This window comes from Methylomonas sp. TEB (assembly GCF_047777895.1).
In the GTDB taxonomy this organism is placed as follows: Bacteria; Pseudomonadota; Gammaproteobacteria; order Methylococcales; family Methylomonadaceae; genus Methylomonas.
On record NZ_CP180476.1, the window covers coordinates 2,856,678 to 2,877,195 of the forward strand.

Consider the following 20,518-nt stretch of genomic DNA (forward strand, 5'->3'; position numbering starts at 1 on the left):
CGATGTACATTGGCAAAACTTTGTTCGCCCAAATCATGGACGTTTTGCCATGGAAAACCTTTCATCGCATCGTGCCCCCTTACGATGGCGATTACCGAATCCGAACACTCAGTGGCGCCGAGCAGTTTCGGATTCTGGCTTTCGCGCAACTGACCTATCGGGAAAGTCTGCGTGACATCGAAGCCTGGTTGTCGGCTCAATCCAATAAGCTTTATCACATGGGCATCCGCACTACGGTTTCTCGCTCGACACTGGCCGACGCCAATGCCAACCGTGATTGGCGCATCTATGCCGAATTTGCTCAGCGTTTGATCGCGCAAGCGCGGAAACTCTACGCCAGCGAGGACTTAGGGCTAGACTTGAGCAATACCGTTTATGCACTGGATTCGACCACGATTGATCTGTGTCTGTCCGTGTTTCCCAGGGCCCAGTTTCGCACCACCAAGGTGGCGGTCAAATTGCATACCTTGCTGGATTTGCGCGGTAGTATTCCAAGCTTTATCCCTATCTCGGACGGCAAAATGCAAGACGTCAAGGCGCTCGAGTTGCTGATACCCGACCCGGGGCTATTTATGTGATGGATCGCGGCTATGTCGACTTCGCCAGATTGTATATCTTGCATTTGACCGGTGCGTTCTTTGTAACGCGAGCCAGATCCAATCTGGATGCTCATCGCATTTATTCAACCCCAACCGACCGTCATCTCGGTATCATCTGCGACCAATCTATCGCACTCGATAGATTCTATACTCAAAAAGGCTATCCTCAACACTTGCGCCGTATTCGATTTAAAGCCCCGGAAACCGGCAAGACGCGAGTCTTTCTAACCAACAGCATTCTAATTGTATAAAGGACTCGATTTCTTCACCCCCACGACCAAAGATAAAAGGATCGCCACCCTTTAATCGGGCGACACGTTTGCCGGCCAGGGCTAAATCAATTAACAGTTGATTAATCGACTCCTGCGGTAGACTATGGTTATCCCTCTGTTTACCGACATAGATTTTCTCGGCGTCTCGTCGGGCCATATCGAGCACTTCTATAGAAACCAGCCGGTCATAAACAATAACGTCTGCCTGCTGCAGCAGACGCAAGGCTTTAAACGTTAATAAATCGGGGTCGCCAGGACCGGCACCTATTAAATACACTTCACCCTGATTTGCTGTAGGGTCAGCCTGCTGCAGCTGCGACCGCAGCAGTTCTTCCGCTTCGCTCTGCTTGCCTACAAAAACTAATTCAGCCACTGGCCCTTGTAAAATCTTTTCCCAGAAAACTCTACGCAGACTCGGTTGTGGAATGCGTTGTTTGACCAATAATTTGAATTTTTCAGCCAATTGCACCAACAGGCCAAACGATGCCGGAATGGCACTTTCCACCCTAGCCCGTAAAAGTCGCGTTAATACGGGAGATACACCACTTGAGGATATGGCGACAAGTAGGGGCGAACGATCAATAATGGCCGGGAATATAAAGGAACATAACGCCGGATCATCAACCACATTAACGGGGATTTTCCGCTGATTCGCCAACTTGGAGATATCTACATTCGTGGAGCGGCAATTGGTAGCGGAAACCACGAGTCCCATGCCGTCTATATCCTCATGCGTAAATGCTTTTTGACGGATAACGATTTGATTTGACTGTTGCATAGCGGCTACCGCGCCACCAATTTCCATAGCAACAACGACGATGTTAGCTCCAGCCCGGAGCAGTAATTCAATTTTTCGCGCCGCAATTTCGCCAGCGCCTACCACTAAACACGTTTGGTCTTTAACTTTTAAGAAAAGAGGAAAATAATCCATAACGCTTTGTATTACTGCTATGGAACCGAGCAAGTACTTTGATGATAAATCAGCGCTTCGACAGGTCGACCGCCCACCAAATGCTCATCAATGATGCGCTGTAAATTGGTTTCATTGACGTTGTAATACCAGACGCCATCGGGCTGTACACACATGATGGGACCGGATTTGCAGGTGGCAAAACAGTGGGTGCGGGTGCGCTTAACCCTGAGTTCGCCTTTGTCGATGCCGGCCGCTTTGAACTTCTCGCCCAGGGTTTCGAATAAGGCCTGCGCTTCGCCATTTTCGGTGCAGCGGGGGCCGGTACACACCAGCAAGTGGCGTTTGTAGTCACCCATTTTGGGTTTTTCCGGCATAGGGATGGTGTTATCAGTCATGGTGGGTTGGTTCCAGAACAGTTGGGGCGCTAAATTGCGCTCGGTCATTGCGGTAGTGTTGTAGGGCTGTGCTGTCGAATCCTGCTTCGTCAGCGACTAACCATAAATTGAATAAGGCGTCGCCGTGTTGATCGAGTACCTGAATGCCATAGGTTTGATCATCACGGCTGACAAACCAAATCTGCTGCATTTTGCGCCAGTCGATGTGCAAATGAAAGGCGTTGTTGACGATACTCACCCAGCCGTTTTTGCTTTGCAAATCAGCGGCGTTGATCAACAATTCCGCCACGGCGCCCGCTTCGCTGCGCACCACGGCGCGTAATTTGCCCCAAGCCTGCAATGATTCCAGCAAACGATCATGGCTGTCCGGGATTGCCCGTTGCGCGCAGAACAGGCCGGCTTGATCGCCCGGCGTGGACTGGCTGACGGCATCGAGAATCTCCGCCAGCGGTTGCGCGAAGTATGCTGCCGCCTGTTGCAATGTCACCTTGGGCGTGTCGCGCAAATATTGCCGCACACAAGCTTTCCAGCCCTCCAGACCCATGCTCAGCGAACGCCCCGCCTGCTCGCCTGCGCGGGTTTCGCCGGTCATGGCGTCATATTTATTGGCATAGCCGCGCGGTGTTACCATCAACCCTGCACGGACGAAGGTGCTGCTATTGCCGACCAAGACCGTGGTCAACATGCCGATGTCGCAATCGGCCATCTCCGCTAAGCGTACGAGCTGGATGTGTTGCCGAGCACGATAACCGGATTTAACGATGGCAACCGGCGTGTCCGGGCTCCGATGACGCAGCAATATAGTTTGCGCTTCGACGATATGCTGCGTGCGGCGACCGCTTTTGGGGTTATACAAAGCTACCACGAAATCCCCGCGCGCCGCGCTTTCCAGGCGGCGGGCGATCACCGGCCAAGGCGTCAACAAGTCGGACAGCGAGATCGAACAAAAATCATGGGTCAGCGGCGCTCCGACCAGGGATGCGCAACTCGACAACGCGGTACTACCGGGGACCACTTCCACCTGAATTGGATCATCCGGCGTCCAACCACTGTCCAGCAGCAGTTCGTAAGTAGGCCCGGCCATGCCGTAAACACCGATATCGCCGGACGACACCATAGCGACGATTTTGCCCTGCTTGGCATGTTCATACGCTTCGATACTGCGATCGAGTTCTTCGGTCATACCTTTTTTGATGACTTCCTTGCCATCGAGCAAGTCTTGCACCAGTTTGATGTAGGTGCTGTAACCAATCACCAAGTCCGCTTCCGCAATCGCTTGGCGAGCGCGGGCAGTCATGTGCTCATGCGCGCCGGGGCCGATACCCACCAGTAAAATTTTGCCTGCTTTTTTCATTTGATTCTCGCTATCGAAACGGTGGCGTTCTTGCCGTCCGTGCCGCAATATTTATGTTTCTCGACCAGTAAATCCGACAATTCGGCATTGGCCGCTCTCAAAGCGGCCGCTTCCGCCACCGCCGGAGTACCCATGTATTTCATGACCACCTCGGATGGATTCGGTACCGGGATGGTGGCCAGAGCCTCAGCCGGATAAAAATACAGCGGCCAATCGTATATCTGGGCTAGTTGTAACAAGGCTGCTTCATCATTTTTTTTGTCGATGCTGGCCAAACCGGCTACCGTAGATACATCGAGCCCGCAACGCCACAAGGCCTGGGCCAAGGCTTGCCGCAAGGTATCCAGGCTGGCATTGCGGTCGCAACCCATGCCAATCATGACTTTCATACACTTACGCTTGATCCCTGGGCGGCCTATACACCACCAGTCGCTCAGCCAGTTGTTGCCAAACAGTCGGATCGATTGCCCGGTGTGTGACCCATAGAATTGACCGGTATTGTTCGGTATCAACGTCCTCGAAACGCTGGAACAGATGAATATTGGCCGGTAACGGCGATGGCCGCGTCCACCAATTTGAGCTGCCGGCTTCCTGCACGAAGGCAATCGGCAGTTGATTGACCACGTCCGCCGACACACGCGTGATGTTGACCTTAGGGGCTTCCACTTGCCAGCCCAGTTCACGGCCCAAGATATCCACCGGAATGGTTTTGCCCACGTCCGATGCGGTGGTCAGTACCGGCGTGGCATTTAGCAACGCGGCGACTTTTTCGGCATAAGCATTGGCACCGCCGACATGGCCGGATAGCACCGGGATCACGAATTCGGCGGCATCGTCGATCACCAGCACACCGGGGTCTTCATCCTTGGATTTAAGATGCGGCGCAATCAGCCGAACCACCGCGCCCAGCGATACCAGAAAAATAATTTGATCGTAGGATGCGAACAACTCGCCGATTTGCGCGCTCAATGCCCCCTGATAGACCCGGCGCGGATTGGCAAAATCACCCAAATGTTCGGCTTGCTTCTCCGACACCACCACCTCCGCTTCGGGGAGTTGTGGTGCCAGGCGAGTAGCAATCCCGGCGCCGTGTTTGGTAATCGCCACCAGGGCGACACGTACTTCATTCATCGATTGAGTCCTTCTTCTTGCGGCAACCGCGCTGCATTTCGTTGCGCTGACGGCCTGGGTTTTTGATGATCAGTAAAGACAGGTAATTGACCTTTTGCCCTTGCAGGCTAGAGAGATCATGTACCATGCGTTCTTCCGGCGCCCCGGCTTTTTCGATAAACCAGCCTTGATCGAGCAAATCACGGCGGCGCAACAGATCAATGATGTCGTCCAGCAGCGGTTTGACCTTGAGCAATACCAAGGTATCGAAGTCGCTCAGCATGCGCTCGATCTGCGCGATACCATATCCCGCCGGTACTATGGCAATGGTGTCATCGACATCCGCCAACGGTTCGCCACTGCGCGCCGCAGCGGCATGAAACGACGACACCCCCGGCACCACTTCGACTGTAACTTCCGGCTGTAAGGCACGAACACTGCGTTGCAAATGGCCGAAAGTGGAATAGGTCGAGGCATCGCCCTCCACCAGAAACAACACATCCTCGCCGCGTTGTAATATTGCCAACACGGTTTGTGCTGCTGCCAGCCAGTAACGGGCCAGAATCTCGGCATCGTGAGTCATCGGAAAATGCAGCTCGCTATGTTCGGCAGGCAGTTCCAGGCCGGCGCGCAAGGCTATGTCCAAGGCATAACTGTCGCTATTTTTCTTGCGAACAGGATAGGTCCAATGACCAGGGCCTGAGAGTAATTGCCAGGCACGGCGGGTAATCAGGCCTGGGTCACCGGGGCCGAGTGAGACGCCGTAGAGAGTGCCGAGTTTAGTGTTCATCGTGACCGCTTGTTATGGACTATAAAGGATGGGTGGCCGACACAATCCACACTGGATTTTCGGCCTGCATGCGATGCATGGCCAGAATCGGGCTACTGCGCGAGGCTTGAATCTGACAAACGTCCCAGTCTGCGCCGAGCTGTTTCAGGGTCTCGACCGCGGTGGACAGGTTTTCCAGCGTGACGAAATTCATCACTAGCCAGCCGTCGGGTTTTAAACGCTGTAAACACAGCGCAATCAGCTCCGCCAATTCACCGCCGGAGCCGCCGACGAATACCGCATCCGGATCAAGCCAGGTGTCGAGAAATTGCGGAGCCTTGCCCTGCACGAAGCTGTAATTGCTGATACCCCAGGCGGCATGATTCTGCTCGACATTGGCCATGTCGTCGGCGTTTTTTTCGATGGCAAATACATGCCCGTCCGGACACAAGCGCGCGGCCTCCAGCCCTACCGAGCCGGAGCCGGCACCGATGTCCCAGACAATACTGCTTCTTGTCAACTGCATGCGGGCTAGCGATACCGCCCTCACTTCGCGTTTGGTGATCAGGCCTTTTTCAGGTTTGCGCTGCTGAAACTGGTCGTCGCTGATCCCAAACAATACCTGTGCGGGCGCAGCCGTTTTGCGTTTTAGAATGACGACGTTGGGATCGAGATAACGGCTTTGAGCCACCTCAGCGATGGTCAGCCAGGCGCTGACGCGCTGTTGCGGCTGCTTTAGAGCTTCAGCAATCGCCATTTCAAACGCATCAGCCAAGCCTTCGATTTGCAATAAGCGGGCGATACGTGCTGGGGTGTTGTCCGGGCTGGTCAATATCGCCAGCAAATCGTGTTGGCGGCAGCGCTGAGCTAATTCGTACAAGCCATGCTCTGGCGTGGCCCCGCCCAGCCATTCACCGGCATCCTTGCTGTGGATCGAAACGATAGCGGCGGTTTGCCAAGACAATTTCAACTCGGCAAAGGCTAGTTGTATCGTACTTAGATTGGGCAAGATGCGTACCCTTCTGGACTCCAGCTTGCCGGCCAGGAAACCGGCGATGCCGTGGCACAAGGGATCACCAGTCGCTAGTACAGCTACTGCTTCATTTTGTGCCAACGCGACATTGATCCAGTCCGGCACTTGTTTGAGTTGCCCGGTTAAGTCGTAGTGTCTGGCCTGAGTAATGTCTTTAGCCAGCGTTGCCAGCAGACGGCTGCCGGCGATGACATGCTTTGCTTCGCGCAATGCCTGCAAGGCCTCCTGGCTCAGGCTGGCGACGCCGTTGTCTAGTACGCCGATAAAACTGCACATCGCTTGCATGATCAATTCCTGCCGGCTTCGGCCAGTTTGTTGCCATCGAAATCGCACACCAGAACACTGATGTGAAAACCGCCGGGATAACGGTTTTCCAAGGTGGCGATGACTCGGTTAGCCAGTTCGACATGAAATTCGTATTCCAATCCCAGCTCGGCCATGCATTCGGAGGCGTAACGAGCGGTTTCCTGGGCGGCGATGGCGTCGCATACATCGTCCGGCGCTCCGATGCTGCGGGCAATGTCGGCCACCAGTTCCACATCGACTGGGGCGCGACCGGCATGCGTAATGGTTTCACCCTGAGCCATTTTGGTCAGCTTGCCGACCATACCGCCAATGATGATGTTTTGAATGCCGCAACGAGCGGCGGTGTCCAGTGCCGGTGTCAGAAAGTCACCCATTTGCACGAAACAGCTTTCATCCAGGTCGGGCAATTCGCGCATCACGAATTTCTCGGTGCGGCCGCCGGTGGTCAGCACCACGCTAGCCTGCCCCTGATTGGCCGCAACTTCCACGCCTTGCACCACGCTAGCCCGAAACGCCGCCGTGGAATACGGATGCACGATTCCGGTCGTACCTAGAATCGAAATACCGCCGATAATGCCCAAACGATAATTCAGGGTTTTTTTCGCCATCTCTTCGCCGCCCGGCACCGAGATCGTTACCTGTAGACCTCGGGTTTTTAGCGCTTCGGCGGCGATCAGACGGATGTTATCCTCGATATTTTTGCGCGGAACCGGATTGATGGCCGGACCGCCGACCGCCAGCCCCAAACCGGGCCGAGTGATCAGGCCTATGCCCGCGCCGCCTTGCAATACGATAGTATCCGGTTGTTCTATCCACATCACATCCGCCGTCAGCCGAGCGCGATGGGTGCAGTCCGGATCGTCGCCGGCGTCTTTTTCGATGACAGCATGTGCTCGGTCGTTCTGTACGAAGCTTTCTTCGACTTTGAATGCCACGTCTTGCCCATTGGGCAGCACGCAGTCGATAGTGTCCGGCACGTGCCCATTCAGCAAACCCTGCACTGCCGCCCGTGCCGCTGCCGCCGAACAGGCGCCGGTGGTGTAACCCTTGCGGGTACCTTTGGGTTTGCGTTCCGGCATTGCCATGCTATCAGCCGTTTTTCTGCCGGGTTTCCGTCAAGCTCAACAAGGCATGAATCGCCGCGACGACCAAGGTCGAGCCGCCCTTACGTCCACGGGTGATGATCCATGGCACATCGGCTAATTCGGCGAGTAAATCCTTGGATTCCGCTGCAGAGACAAATCCGACTGGCATCCCGACGATCAGTGCCGGCTTGACGCCTTCTTCTTTGATCATCCGCAACACTTCCAACAGCGCGGTCGGTGCGTTGCCAACTGAGACGATACCGCCGGCGATTAAACCCAGGCGCTGCGCTTTACGCATGGCTTGTACCGCGCGGGTGCTGTTGACCTGTTTGGCGGCGGCTATGACATCCGCATCGGCGATGAACTGGCAGGCGCTGATGCCAAAATGCGCCAGGCGCGGCTGCGATAAGCCGACGCAAATCATTTCCACGTCGGCAACGATCGGCGCACCATTTAAAATGGCTTGAATACCATCTTCGATTGCATGCGCGGAAAACTCGGTCAGGCCATTGAATTCAAAATCCGCAGTGGCGTGGATCATGCGACGCACCACTTGCCATTGCCCATCTGAATAATGGTGCTCGCCGACTTCGCGGTCGACGATGGTAAAGGAATCGTGTTCGATTTGTTGCCCAGCCTGGGTCAGTTGTTCGGTTTGAATGTTGTGGCTCATGGCTAATCAATGATGGTGGTGATGTTCGGCTTGCTCGCGATACTGACAGCCGTCGCATTCCAGCATTTTCGGCGCGATCGGGTCCCAGGCTTCGGTAACCCGTTGATCAAGCAATTTAAAAATGGCCGGATCAAAACCAAAATAAGTGCCGGCACCGAAGACAATCTGCGGATATTGGCTTTGCAAGCGTTCGATTTGTTTGCCGATGCGCTCGATCAGCAAGCCGGTAAACAGGTAATAGGGCAAAATCGCAATCTGCGTCATGCCCAGTCGTACTTGACGTTGCACGGCGGTTTCCAAACGCGGATGGGTAATACCGGTGAAGGCAATGTCGACGAGTTCATGCTCGGTAGCTTCAAACAGCCAACGCGCTAATTTTGCCAATTCCCCGTTGGCGACTTTGTCGGAGGAGCCGCGGCCTAATATGATCACACCGGTGGTTTTTGGATCCGGCATCGCCAGAGATTTGAGTGCCGTTTTGAGCTGTTTTTGCAGAATGGCCAGTAATGTTTCGTTGCTGCCCAAATGCGGCGCGTAGATGAATTCGACCGCCGGAAAATTTTCGCGGGCTTCCTCGATGTGCTCGGGAATCTCCATCTTCACATGCCCGGCGGCGCTGATGATCAGCGGTACGATTATCACGCGGCTAGATCCTTGCGCGGCGCGGCTCAATCCTTCTTCCAACAGCACCTCGGCGAGTTCGATATAGCACAACTCAATGCGCCAGTCGGGGTGTTGCGCCTGCCATTGTTGTTGAAATTCGCGAATTTCATCGTTGCCGGCCTGATTGCGCGATCCGTGGCCGACCAAGAGAACGGTGGTTGTCATACTTATTCCTTAGACTGAGGCCGCTCGGCGCGGCGAAAACGATGGGTAAAACCGGCATCATAAAGTTTGGATTTTTTTAAGGATGGCCAGTGCCGCGCGCCCAAGGTGGGGCTGATGACGATCATGGCCTGACTGTTGATTTTGGCGGCCCGGCAGCGTTCGCGAATATCAGCCAGGGTGCCGCGAATAATCTGTTGTTCACCCGGCCAGCTGGCTTTGTGGACCACCAATGCCGGTGCATCATCCGACCAACCTGCGTCTTTTAACTCGCGTTCGATCGTGGGCAGCAAGGTGATCGATAAAAACAGGCACAGCGTGGTGTGATGGCTGGCCAATTCTTGCAATGATTCACCGTCAGGCATTGGCGTGCGGCCTTCAACACGGGTTAAAATCACGGTCTGCGTGACTTCGGGCAAGGTCAGGCTTTCGACTGCACAAGCCATCGCGGCAAATGCCGACGAGACGCCCGGCACTACTTCGACGGCAATGTTGGCCGCATCCAGTGGTTGCACCATTTCAATCAATGCACCGTACAAGCCAGGGTCGCCGGTTTGCAGGCGAATGACGGTTTTGCCCGGACCGGCTTGTTCGGTCAGCCAGTTGGTAATCTGCTCCAAAGTCATGTCTTTGGAATCTTTGATCACGCAAGTGCTTGGTGCCCATTGCGTCGCTGCGGCCTGTACCAGAGAGCCTGCGAACAAAATGGCATCCGCATTGGCAATTAAGTCGCGACCTTTGACAGTGATTAAATCAGGATCACCGGGACCTGCGCCGACAAACCATACTTTAGGTTGAGTGCTCATAGAAAAAATCCAGCCGCGACCTGGGGGTTGAACGGAAAGTAGGTGTGCAGATAAGACGCTTGCAACGAACCCACCCGATAAAAGTTTTCGTTACAGCGACGATTGCGTTGGGGCTTCGATTCGGTGAACGGTTGCAGTGTGGTTTCCAGTTGCGAGTGATGAAAGCTATGCCCGCGAATTTCACCTTGTTCCAACTGCAAGCTGTGCATACCCATATTCACCAACCTTTGTTGCATTTGCGCGCTACCGGGTAGTAATCCTGCCATCGCTGCCGCATGGCCGTGTTTATCGGCCAAACGTTCCAGCAAATATAAAAAACCGCCGCATTCGGCGTAAATCGGTTTACCGGCTTGATGATGTTGCTGCAAGGCTTGTTTCATGGCGACATAGTCGGCCAATGTTTGGAGATGTAGTTCCGGGTAACCGCCGGGCAAATAAACACTGTCTGCCTCGGGTAATACGTGGTCTGCGAGCGGCGAGAAAAACGTCAGTTCAGCGCCCATAGCTTGCAAACAATCCAGATTGGCTTGATAGATAAACGAAAACGCGGCATTACGAGCTACTGCGATACGCTTACCAGTCAGCAATTTCGGCGGCGGATCGGTAGTAATCGGCGCGAAGGTGACCGGCTGCGGCAATCGGCACGGCGCAAGGCTGCTGAGCAATTCTGCGGCGCGGGCCAGGCGAAGATCGAGGTCGCCGATTTCGTCGGCCTGCAACAAACCCAGGTGCCGCGACGGCATGCCGACTCCGGTATCTTTCGCCATCGCCGCCAGCAAAGGTATGTTATTCGGCAACGCTTCTTCTAGCAGTTTGGCATGACTAGGACTGCCGACTTTGTTGGCGATGACCCCGGCAAACTTTAAGTTGGCACGGTAATGGGCTAAGCCATAAGCTACTGCGGCAAAAGTTTGTGCCATGCCGCCCGCATCGATGACAACGGCCACAGGCACGTCTAGTGTTTGTGCCAAATCGGCGCTGCTGCTATCGCCGTCGAACAAGCCCATGGCACCTTCAATCAAGATAACGTCAGCGTCGGCGGCGGCGTTATAAAGCATCTCACAGCAATGCGCTTCGCCCATCATCCATAAATCCAGCTGATAAACCGGTTGTTCGCAAGCAAAGCTCAAGATTTGCGGATCGATAAAATCCGGGCCGGTTTTGAACACGCGTACCTTGCGGTTTTGCTGACGATGGTAATAGGCCAAAGCTGCAGTTATGGTGGTTTTGCCTTGCCCGGAGGCAGGGGTGCTGATCAATATCGCCGGGCAATGGCGTGTTGCGGCAGCATTCATCACTAAAACGTTACTTTACGCAACAATCGGCCCGATATTGTGCCTAAGGCCAGCCAGAAAATAGCGTTGTTGATGGATGTCAACACCACAAAATGCTGTTGTAAGGCTTCGGGCGCTAAAGCCTGAGCAACCTCGGGATGCGGTGCGCCGATCAGGTGCGGTAAGGCCAGTAAGCCAGCGCCGCCGATTTGCAGCCAGCGCTGTTTGGTCAAAAACAGACCAAACAAGCCAATCGCGGTAGCGGCGGCCGTAAAAAGCCACCACGCTTGGCGACTATGTAATTCGGCGCTGTCGGTGCCCGGCAACTCCGGCGGCAAGCCCAATGATGGCGCGACAAAAAATACCAAATAACCGGCCAAACCCCAGCCGAGTCCGTACAGGTAACCATGTTGATCCCGCCAGTACAGGGCGACACTGATAAACAAGGCAAAGCCGAAGCCGGTTAGGCCATTGAACAGCAAGGTAAAGCCATTACGTTGCCAGCCGTCCATCGGTTGCCAGTCACGCACATGCTCAGCCGATGGCGTTTCGAATTGTTCGGCGGCCAAAATCAAGGGCAAGGTTTGATAGTGTTGTAGCACGCTGAGTAACAAGCCGCCCAATAGTCCCGCCAGTAGCGAGATGGTGACCAGCTTACGAAAATCCGCCATGTTAATGGCAAGGAAAAGCTGCGCTGTGACGTCCGTCGTGGGCGGCGTTATGCAGGTAGTTGTTAGCGTCCTGCAAGAAACCCAAACCTAACACGACGGTCAGGCCCAAAACAATAGCACTCAGGCCGGGCAGGATTTTTGAGGAAGAAAGGATGGTAGATGCCGCGAGTGTTTTCATGGTTGTCTGTTCCGAAAAAGGTGGACGGAATAACAGAGGGAAAGACAAACCAAAAAAACCGATTTGACAGATCGCCCTCCGCAATACTGTTGACTACAGTTTTAGGCCTGTCTCCGGGCTCGTGACGAATCACCTACCGTTGCGGGGGCAGCGTCGGCATTTAACCGACTTCCAGTTTCACCCGCCAAGAGCGGGAACCTTAAAACCAGCGGCGATTGTATGCCGCAGCTAGTCGTAGGGCAAATGAAATGTATTGAAATAAGAATAAACGGTGCGGCAGCAGCTCCTCTCGACAAGTTATCGATCAACCAGTAATCGCCCGCAACGAGTGATTCTATCAAAACTAAACACATGCTCTCTCGGGCTTTCATAACAACGCCCCACCAATCTTCGTCTGTAATCCGGCTCGCCTTTTTCGAGATAAATAGTGGCGCCACAAATGGGACATGCCGCCGAATACCGAACTAACCGAATTACTCTTAAATCTCCGTCTCGAAGCAGTTCGAACTGCGCAGACTGTTCATAAAAATTTGTGAATAGTTCATGGGCTACGACAATTCGATCATCCAACAATAATATCCAAGGCTTGATGATAGTTACCCAGGAACCATAGGGAATCGCAAAAATACTGACCAGTAATGTCAAATCTTGCGTTGTCACCGGCCTAGGCACGGATAACGATAGCCATCCTGCATAGGCAATTAACAATGCAAGTCCGCCTATTGTTGCCAACCAGCCCAGTACTCCCCATACATGCCATCGGCGTAATTCGATTTGTCCGTGCCGAAATAACCAACTCGCGATCCAACTGGGTTTGACTTCACCCAATTCTGTCAGTTGATAGCTGGCTTGCAAATCGGCTATGTTGCTCCCAGCCCGAACATTCTCGATTGCTTGGTCTTCTTCCAATATCACCGGAACCGTTTCAGCTTTGATATAGAACGTCGTGTGTCGTCCCGGCCCTCCCTTTGTGCTTTTACGCTCCGGCTTTGGATAATGCGAAAGCCTACGCTTACGGGCAAACTCCATGATTTGCGGTTCACGGATTTCGCAATATTTTTTTAACGAACCCGGCCAGTCGATCCATTTTTTAGGTTCGGCACTGTCTAAGGACTCACCAACAGCAGCGACGATTGCATCGGCCGTGAAACGTCGCTCCGACTCTTCGAAATCCACTTTCTTTAACGATTCCTGAGCTAACGCGCGCAATATGCGGTGGCCTTTTTCATCGCTTGGCTCACTATCCAACCAATCGATCAAGCATTGAATTACCTCGCGCATAAACCACCCCAAACCAGGTAACCGGTAGTTGCGGTCTGGTTAGCGAATAGCCGATTCATAACAATGTCCTCCATAACGAATGCGAGATGAGCGAAGTAAAAATGATTTTGGAAAGCACTTATTCAGGTCAAACGCCAATTAAGACTCCACTTGTTGTGGGCAAAGCCTCTAATAAGCAGAACGAGGTTAGAAGAATTTCAGAATCATTCAATCCATCAAACCATGCAAATTGCCTGGCGTTATCAAATTGGCCGCACATCACATGCCGAAAGAAGCATCACCAGCCCAATAAGCCAATTATTTTCAACAACGCCAAATCAGATCAATCGAGGCTTCCGGAGCTTTGTGACCCAAATCAGGTCACTTTGCGACCGAGACATTTGCGCGTTGCTCTCCTAGCATATCGACAACAGTCGTTAATCAACTCAGAGGCGTTTATGTCAACACTGGACGAAGATCTTGCCCGGTTAAATTTCGAATATCTCATGCTTGCTAGAGAGTGCGCGCGCAGTAATCCTGAAGAAGCGGCCTGGCGATTTGGATTAGATCGAGTTGGCATAGACCGTCTCGCCGGCATGACACAGGAGCAACTTCGTGAACACGCCGAAAGCAGTCGCGCTGTGATTCAGTTATTGCCTGTCTATACCCCAAGCAACTTGCCCCTGGTTGCCTATGTGGATCTCCTCCAACCTTGTATCACTAGAACTGCGGATGAAACCAATGCCGTTTAAAAGCAGGTCAAATATAGGCGCAGACTTGGTCTTGGCGGAAAGGCTAATTCAACTCGGCACCCGTCCGCCAATTGTCAGCCAACTCTGCCATCTAACCCGAAAGCAAAGCATCACATTTTTTAAAGCTATACAAGGAAAATCGCCCAAACAAGGCATGCTGCCACATGATCATCAATGGGCCATTCGCTCAGCATTCAACAATATTCATGCTTCTTTATTTTTAAGCATTATTGAAGACATTAGGAGCCGGCTTTCTACCCCAAGCCTAAGCGCGACCTTACTGGTTGCGACCTATGAGATATACACCAAGGTTGCTTCCAGAATTTTAGCCGATAGGCAATTTATCCAACCACGCTCCAGTCAACTTTATCCGTTAGACATCAACAGGGCTTGGTATTTGACCAGCCTGCTCTCTGCGGGTGATTTGGTATTCATGGTTTGCGGTCGTTGCCGCGCCCGCTACCTGGGCATGATTCACCCTGATGCCGCATTTAGCCAATGCCCTATCTGCGAGGTGTGGACTGATCGGTCGGGGCGGCGGCGTTGGGTTTCCGCAAAATCAAAAAGTCAATCTTTGAACAAACCAAGCACTCGTTAGAGGCAATCAATGAGCTACTAAGGAGAAGTCGCATGCATATCGTTGTCGTTACAGCCACCCATTCCCAAATACCCCAGACAATCCATGGCAAAAATTTCGCGCGACTGGCACGGGAGTGCTTTGCCAATCAGCAATCGCTGACGATTGATTTTAAGGACGTCAAAACCATCACGCAGAGTTTCTTTCAGGAATTGTTTTTGCCACTGGTTGCCGAATTCGGATCCGATTATCTGAAATCGAAACTGAAAATAGTCAATATGGCGGAGCACGTCGACAACATGATGCAGTCAGCATTCAAAAATCTTGAGGCCTACTTTGACAAACTGACGGCGATAGATCAACTGGGTTGCGATGAAGAGATCTATTCCATGAATCAGGCATGGCTCATCAAAGCCAGAGAAATCGCACGGGAGAACCCGGTGCTGACCGAATTAATCTTGGGGATTACCGATGAGGCCATGCGCTTGGCAGTTGGTCGTTTATCTTTAGAAGACATTGACTTAATTTCCCGCTCAAACTGGCTATGTTTTACCCCTCGATTTTCGAGTCAGTTTATTCAAAACATCAATAGAGAATCGCCTCCGATGCTGGAAGCCATGCTTGGATTAAGCGGCACTATTGATTAAGGGAGGCAGCTAATGCTCAAGAAATATCAACAACAAACCTTGGCGATAGAACTGCTCAATCTCCATGCGAAAGTCAAAATCGTGCATCAAGCAACGGGAGTACCAATAAAGTTACTGAGGCAGACATACCGTCAATTACATGGCCAATCGCCCAGTCGTGGATCGATCAAGTTTTCAACCCGAGGTTTGACCGGTAGTCGCCGTAAGTATAAAGATGTAACCATCTTCGCCGTGTGTTTTCAGGTTGCCACGGCCAAATCGAAAGAAGGCCAAATCCAGACGCTAATTACTGCCTTTAATGCGTATAAAAAATCATATCCCTTGGGACAACTCGAGTTTTCCGATGCTTGGGTGGTGGCACATGACATCAAAGATAAACGAGTTCAACTTTCGAAGTGTCCACAATGTCAATCTTGGGTTTTGTTAAAAGCCCGTGAAGATCTCACTGATCGCTGCAGCATCTGCAAAATACATTTATGAGAAGGTTAACCAAAAATATTTGAATCCTGAGTAAGATAAAATGGCAACCAATCCGGTCATTGCTTTATTTAAAACAAGGCCGGATCGAACGAGCGACCTATTTATTGGTAGACAACAAATACATGAGTAACGCCCATAAACGTCAGTCGGTATTGAGACCCATCATGATTGATCTTGAGGCGGTTTCAGAAGTCACAGGGCTTTCTGAATCTACCATCCAATCATTGATTCGTGCCGATGAGTTCCCTAAGCCTCGTAAAGCATCTGCACGCCGTTCCTGCTGGTTACTACGCGAAATTGAAGAATGGGCTGAGTCGCGTCCTGTTTCCGATTTATTACCCCCTCCTAATACGGCAATAGGCGGACGCAACGGCAAACCTAAATCTAGAAATTTGCCAATGACTCAAGATGCTCTGACAGATTAAAGAGCCATAGGCGTTTTTCATCGTCATATTGATGCCGATTATAAGTTCCTACCACACCGGGTAACATATGACCGAGAATCGTTTCACCTACGGAATCTGGACATCCTAATTTTGCAAGCAAGGTGCGTGAAGTCCGTCGCAAATCATGCGGTGCCCAATGAGTCACCGTTAATCGAGGCCTCACCTGCTCAGGGCGTATCTGACTATAGGGCTGTCTATAAAACACCTGTTCAGTGACGTATTTTTGTTCGATGTGCCCCACTTTATGACGGGATGGAAATAGAAAACCGTCTCCATACAATTTTTTCCGCCGTAACACCACTGCCAAACCCCTACCGAATAAGGGCACCCTTTGATCTGTAGCAGTTTCATGTCGAGCATTTTTCGTTCTAATTTTCGGTATCGTCCACCAAACTTGACCGCCCTCTTCACTAATTTCAGTTCCTGACATGCCGACAATTTCTGAGCCGCGAGTTCCGGTCCAGAGATATAACATTAGAACGTCAGTAATTATCGGTGCGAAATTTGGAAGCCAAGCTATCAATTCACCGATTTCGTCTTCAGTGAGTACGCGTTTGACCACGCCGATGTTCTTACCTTCTATGGTCTTTCCTTTTGATCTAATTTTTCCACGTAAAATTAAGCGCCACCAATTTACTGCAGCTTCAGGTAGTCTGCCGGCATCCATTGCATAATCCCATGCTGCTCCTAACTCACATCGTAATTTTCCGGCCTGCACGGGCGATATTGCGGCGTACTTTTGAATCAAATCAAAAGCCATTGAGCGGGTAATTGCAGTGGATGGTAAATCCGCCATATCACCCAGCATTGTGTTAAACATCCTAGTAATTTCAGTAGAACCTTTTTTGGCTCTGTGGCGACAAACATGTCCAGCTAAATATTCATCACACAGCACTCTAACTGTATAAGCGTTTTCAGAATTTGCCGCCTCTTGTTTTAATATCAAAGCTTTTGCCTCTAATTTAGCTTGCTTTGCCTCTAATACAGGATCATTACCAGAATCACGCTGGTTTTTCAAAGCTTCCCAAGCGACAATAGCCACTGGAAATGACATAGATGGCCAATGACCAATTGACACCTGCCTAAGGCGTCCATCAACAGTGCTTCTATACCGATAAAACCAAGTTCTCACTTTTGCCATGGCAGACAAACGCAGTCCTGGGTAATCGTCAAAAGCCATATGCTGTCCTGGCTGCAAAGCTTTAGCGGTGCGGGCATCGAATTGCATTTTAGTATAGGTTTTTTATGTTGATCGATGACGCGAGTATAACTCGAAAAAACCTATACTAAAACCTATACTAAACAGCAAAGTGCAGGGAAGTTTTGAAAAGTGTAGCTGGAGTGAACCCGGCTCACAACATAGAGTTATTATCTGTTATTTCATTAACTTACGAATGAATATCCAAACAAAACAAGACAGCAGGCAAGGCAACGAAACACAGCACACCCCGATGATGCAACAATATATGCGCATCAAATCCGGCCAGCCTGACACGCTGTTGTTTTACCGAATGGGAGATTTCTACGAGCTGTTTTTCGATGATGCGAAAAAGGCCGCGCAGTTATTGGATATTACGCTGACCGCTCGCGGCCAGTCCGGGGGACAACCCATCCCTATGGCCGGCATTCCTTATCATGCAGCGGAAAACTACATCGCCCGCCTGCTGAAACAAGGCGAATCGATTGCAATCTGTGAGCAGATCGGCGACCCGGCCAAATCCAAAGGTCCAGTAGAACGCAAGGTGGTGCGCATCGTCACGCCAGGCACTGTCACCGACGAAGCGTTGTTGGAGGATCGCAAGGATAATCTGCTGGTGGCTTTAGCCGTATTCGACAAGTTCTTCGGGCTGGCTTGCCTGGACTTAGGCAGCGGGAAATTTACACTACAGCAATTGGACGGCGAAACCCAGCTACTTAGCGAGATCGAGCGCTTGAACCCGGCTGAATTGTTGTATAGCGAGGATATTAAACTGCCGTCGGCCATCAAGGAACGCCGGGGCTTATGCAAACGGCCGCCCTGGCATTTTGACTTAGATAGTTGTCGGCTATTGATTTTAAAGCAGTTCAACAGCCACGATTTAAAAGGCTACGGCTGCGAACATTTACCGTCGGCCATTTGCGCGGCAGGTTGTTTGTTGCAATACATCCGCGATACCCAGCAAAGCGCCCTGCCCCATATTCAAGGCATCCGAGTCGAGAACAGCGACGACAGCATTAGCTTGGACGCCGCCAGCCGCCGTAATCTGGAGCTGGACAGCCATCCCAGCGGCCAAATGCAATACACCTTGTTGGGGGTGTTGGACAAAACCGCCACCGCGATGGGCAGCCGTTGCCTACGGCGTTGGATACACCGACCACTACGCGATCATGCCGTTGTCAATGGCCGTTACGCCTGCATCGCCAGCCTGTTGCTGAATCATTTACATGAAGATCTACAAGCCAGCCTGCGTCAGGTGGGCGATATAGAACGGATTAGCTCTCGGATTGCTTTGAAGTCAGCGCGACCACGTGATTTACTGGTATTGCGACAGACCTTGGCGGTTTTGCCGCAACTGCAAAACCAACTGGCCGATAGCGATAATCCGCATCTGGAAAGCCTGCGCACGCAATTGCGCGAGCAACCGGAATTACTGGCCCTGTTGCAACGCGCCATCATCGACAATCCGCCGGTGCTGATTCGCGACGGCGGCGTGATTGCCCCCGGTTATCATCCCGAGCTGGACGAGTTACGTAATCTCAGTCAGAACGCCGACCAGTTCCTGATCGACATGGAGCAGCGCGAGCGCGCCGCTACAGGCATTGCCACACTCAAGGTCAATTACAACCGGGTGCACGGTTATTACATCGAGATTTCCAATGCCCAGGCCGACAAGGTGCCAGTGCATTACACCCGCAAACAAACCCTGAAAGGTGCGGAGCGCTACATCACGCCGGAGCTTAAATCTTTTGAAGATAAGGTGCTAAGCGCCCGCGAAAAATCCCTGTCATTCGAGAAAGCCTTATATGATCAATTGCTGGATACGCTAGGCGATGCATTACTCGATCTACAGCAGTGCGCTAGTGCCTTGGCCGAACTGGATGTGTTGGTAAATTTTGCCGAACGCGCCGAAACCTTAAACTTGTCGCAACCGGTGTTGGATCAACAGCCTGGTATCGATATCGTCGCCGGCCGCCATCTAGTCGTGGAAGCGTTGTCCAGTATTCCCTTCGTCGCCAACGATCTTAATTTCTCCGCAGAGCGGCGGATGCTGGTCATCACCGGCCCGAACATGGGCGGTAAATCGACTTATATGCGCCAAGCGGCGTTGATTGTGCTGATGGCTCACATCGGCTGTTATGTGCCGGCGCAAGCACTGCGCTGCGGACCGATAGACAAGATATTCACCCGCATTGGTGCGTCCGACGATTTGGCCAGCGGCCGCTCGACTTTTATGGTGGAAATGTCGGAAACCGCCAATATTCTGCATAACGCCACCAGCAACAGCCTGATCTTAATGGATGAAATCGGCCGCGGTACCAGCACCTTCGACGGCTTATCGTTGGCTTGGGCTTGCGCCGATTATTTAGCTCGCCACACCCAGGCATTCACGCTATTCGCCACCCATTATTTCGAGCTGACTACGTTGGCGGAAGAACAAGCCAATATCCATAACATCCATTTGGACGCGATGGAACACGGCGACAAGATCGTATTTTTACATGCCGTGAAAGACGGTCCAGCCAGCCAAAGCTACGGTTTACAAGTGGCGGCGCTGGCCGGGGTGCCGCAAAGCGTGATTGCCAACGCCAAAAACAAGCTGGCGCAACTGGAAAACACCGCCTATATCGAGCTGCAAAATCATAGCGAAATCAACCAATTTGATTTATTCACCAGTCAGGAATGCCATCCGGCGGTCGTGCTGCTGGAAGAACTCGATCCTGATCATTTAAGTCCTCGGCAAGCATTGGACGCTTTATATCGATTGAAAGCGCTGCTAAAAGCTAACAAGCGTTGATAGTGGCGGGTTGCGGGTTCAAGACAATTTGCGCCCTGCTGTCAGGCCGTTAACAGCGGAAAGCCTTGTTTTACATTAACTGTTTGCGGTTGCAACTA

The 20,518-nt window shown here is 52.1% G+C and carries 21 protein-coding genes, 2 pseudogenes and 1 riboswitch; of the genes and pseudogenes, 7 read left to right on the top strand and 16 right to left on the bottom strand.

The features are described from left to right. Positions 1-2: 2 nt before the first annotated feature. Positions 3-844 (top strand): annotated as a pseudogene (locus ACMXD4_RS12805) (IS4 family transposase); the annotation flags it as partial. Here the strand turns inward: ACMXD4_RS12805 and cysG are convergent. The 15 genes and pseudogenes from cysG to ACMXD4_RS12880 all read right to left on the bottom strand — a co-directional run. Further along, positions 843-1,802: pseudogene (gene cysG, locus ACMXD4_RS12810) on the bottom strand (siroheme synthase CysG); the annotation flags it as partial. The pseudogenes ACMXD4_RS12805 and cysG overlap by 2 nt on opposite strands. Before the next feature lie 17 nt (positions 1,803-1,819). Next, a complete protein-coding gene (locus tag ACMXD4_RS12815; protein WP_020481827.1) occupies positions 1,820-2,179 on the bottom strand; it encodes a (2Fe-2S) ferredoxin domain-containing protein in 360 nt (119 codons plus the stop codon). Next, positions 2,172-3,533, bottom strand: a complete 1,362-nt coding sequence (gene cobJ, locus ACMXD4_RS12820; RefSeq protein WP_415878325.1) for a precorrin-3B C(17)-methyltransferase — start codon at positions 3,531-3,533, stop codon at positions 2,172-2,174. Before cobJ ends, ACMXD4_RS12815 begins: the two co-directional genes overlap by 8 nt. Further along, complete coding sequence (locus tag ACMXD4_RS12825; protein WP_033158750.1) at positions 3,530-3,922, bottom strand: cobalamin biosynthesis protein; 393 nt, start codon at positions 3,920-3,922, stop codon at positions 3,530-3,532. The genes cobJ and ACMXD4_RS12825 overlap by 4 nt, the downstream gene beginning before the upstream one ends. Positions 3,923-3,926: 4 nt before the next feature. Then, positions 3,927-4,664 carry a cobalamin biosynthesis central domain-containing protein gene (locus ACMXD4_RS12830; protein ID WP_415878326.1) on the bottom strand — a complete coding sequence of 246 codons (738 nt, stop codon included), beginning with the start codon at positions 4,662-4,664 and terminating at the stop codon, positions 3,927-3,929. Further along, positions 4,657-5,433, bottom strand: coding sequence for a precorrin-2 C(20)-methyltransferase (cobI, locus tag ACMXD4_RS12835; RefSeq protein ID WP_415878327.1), 777 nt, complete (start codon positions 5,431-5,433; stop codon positions 4,657-4,659). The genes ACMXD4_RS12830 and cobI overlap by 8 nt, the downstream gene beginning before the upstream one ends. Positions 5,434-5,452: 19 nt before the next feature. Continuing rightward, entirely contained in the window at positions 5,453-6,730 is a 1,278-nt protein-coding gene (cbiE, locus tag ACMXD4_RS12840; protein ID WP_415878328.1) for a precorrin-6y C5,15-methyltransferase (decarboxylating) subunit CbiE, read from the bottom strand. Between the two features lie 2 nt (positions 6,731-6,732). Next, positions 6,733-7,836 (bottom strand): cobalt-precorrin-5B (C(1))-methyltransferase, encoded by a 1,104-nt coding sequence (locus ACMXD4_RS12845; protein ID WP_415878329.1) that lies wholly within the window; start codon positions 7,834-7,836, stop codon positions 6,733-6,735. 4 nt (positions 7,837-7,840) lie between these two features. Beyond that, on the bottom strand, positions 7,841-8,509 hold the full coding sequence (locus ACMXD4_RS12850) for a precorrin-8X methylmutase (protein WP_415878330.1): 669 nt from the start codon (positions 8,507-8,509) through the stop codon (positions 7,841-7,843). Between the two features lie 6 nt (positions 8,510-8,515). Continuing rightward, positions 8,516-9,337 carry a sirohydrochlorin chelatase gene (locus ACMXD4_RS12855; protein ID WP_026600441.1) on the bottom strand — a complete coding sequence of 274 codons (822 nt, stop codon included), beginning with the start codon at positions 9,335-9,337 and terminating at the stop codon, positions 8,516-8,518. A 2-nt stretch (positions 9,338-9,339) separates the two neighbouring features. Then, on the bottom strand, positions 9,340-10,140 hold the full coding sequence (cobM, locus tag ACMXD4_RS12860) for a precorrin-4 C(11)-methyltransferase (protein ID WP_415878331.1): 801 nt from the start codon (positions 10,138-10,140) through the stop codon (positions 9,340-9,342). Then, positions 10,137-11,435 carry a cobyrinate a,c-diamide synthase gene (locus tag ACMXD4_RS12865; protein WP_415878332.1) on the bottom strand — a complete coding sequence of 433 codons (1,299 nt, stop codon included), beginning with the start codon at positions 11,433-11,435 and terminating at the stop codon, positions 10,137-10,139. The genes cobM and ACMXD4_RS12865 overlap by 4 nt, the downstream gene beginning before the upstream one ends. A gap of 2 nt (positions 11,436-11,437) precedes the next feature. Continuing rightward, positions 11,438-12,085: a CbtA family protein gene (locus ACMXD4_RS12870; protein ID WP_415878333.1), complete on the bottom strand. Its 648-nt coding sequence runs from the start codon at positions 12,083-12,085 to the stop codon at positions 11,438-11,440. A gap of 1 nt (position 12,086) precedes the next feature. Further along, complete coding sequence (locus ACMXD4_RS12875; RefSeq protein WP_101052980.1) at positions 12,087-12,263, bottom strand: CbtB domain-containing protein; 177 nt, start codon at positions 12,261-12,263, stop codon at positions 12,087-12,089. Positions 12,264-12,349: 86 nt separating this feature from the next. Continuing rightward, positions 12,350-12,480: riboswitch (cobalamin riboswitch) on the bottom strand. An 80-nt stretch (positions 12,481-12,560) separates the two neighbouring features. Further along, positions 12,561-13,523 (bottom strand): hypothetical protein, encoded by a 963-nt coding sequence (locus tag ACMXD4_RS12880; protein WP_415878334.1) that lies wholly within the window; start codon positions 13,521-13,523, stop codon positions 12,561-12,563. Positions 13,524-13,630: 107 nt separating this feature from the next. Between ACMXD4_RS12880 and ACMXD4_RS12885 the strand changes: the two genes are divergently transcribed. From ACMXD4_RS12885 to ACMXD4_RS12905, 5 genes are all read left to right on the top strand, one after another. Beyond that, positions 13,631-14,275, top strand: coding sequence for a flagellar transcriptional regulator FlhD (locus ACMXD4_RS12885; RefSeq protein WP_240348310.1), 645 nt, complete (start codon positions 13,631-13,633; stop codon positions 14,273-14,275). Next, positions 14,256-14,873, top strand: coding sequence for a FlhC family transcriptional regulator (locus tag ACMXD4_RS12890; RefSeq protein ID WP_165786313.1), 618 nt, complete (start codon positions 14,256-14,258; stop codon positions 14,871-14,873). Before ACMXD4_RS12885 ends, ACMXD4_RS12890 begins: the two co-directional genes overlap by 20 nt. A gap of 32 nt (positions 14,874-14,905) precedes the next feature. After that, positions 14,906-15,499, top strand: a complete 594-nt coding sequence (locus ACMXD4_RS12895; RefSeq protein WP_415878335.1) for an STAS-like domain-containing protein — start codon at positions 14,906-14,908, stop codon at positions 15,497-15,499. A gap of 12 nt (positions 15,500-15,511) precedes the next feature. Continuing rightward, complete coding sequence (locus ACMXD4_RS12900; RefSeq protein WP_415878336.1) at positions 15,512-15,979, top strand: FlhC family transcriptional regulator; 468 nt, start codon at positions 15,512-15,514, stop codon at positions 15,977-15,979. A gap of 164 nt (positions 15,980-16,143) precedes the next feature. Beyond that, entirely contained in the window at positions 16,144-16,404 is a 261-nt protein-coding gene (locus ACMXD4_RS12905; RefSeq protein ID WP_203531396.1) for a helix-turn-helix transcriptional regulator, read from the top strand. Here the strand turns inward: ACMXD4_RS12905 and ACMXD4_RS12910 are convergent. Then, the gene (locus ACMXD4_RS12910) at positions 16,364-17,653 is read right to left on the bottom strand and encodes a tyrosine-type recombinase/integrase (RefSeq protein ID WP_101052973.1); all 1,290 of its coding nucleotides are present in this window, start codon (positions 17,651-17,653) and stop codon (positions 16,364-16,366) included. The genes ACMXD4_RS12905 and ACMXD4_RS12910 overlap by 41 nt on opposite strands. Before the next feature lie 166 nt (positions 17,654-17,819). Between ACMXD4_RS12910 and mutS the strand changes: the two genes are divergently transcribed. Beyond that, positions 17,820-20,420, top strand: a complete 2,601-nt coding sequence (mutS, locus tag ACMXD4_RS12915) for a DNA mismatch repair protein MutS (RefSeq protein ID WP_415878337.1) — start codon at positions 17,820-17,822, stop codon at positions 20,418-20,420. Positions 20,421-20,518 lie beyond the last annotated feature (98 nt).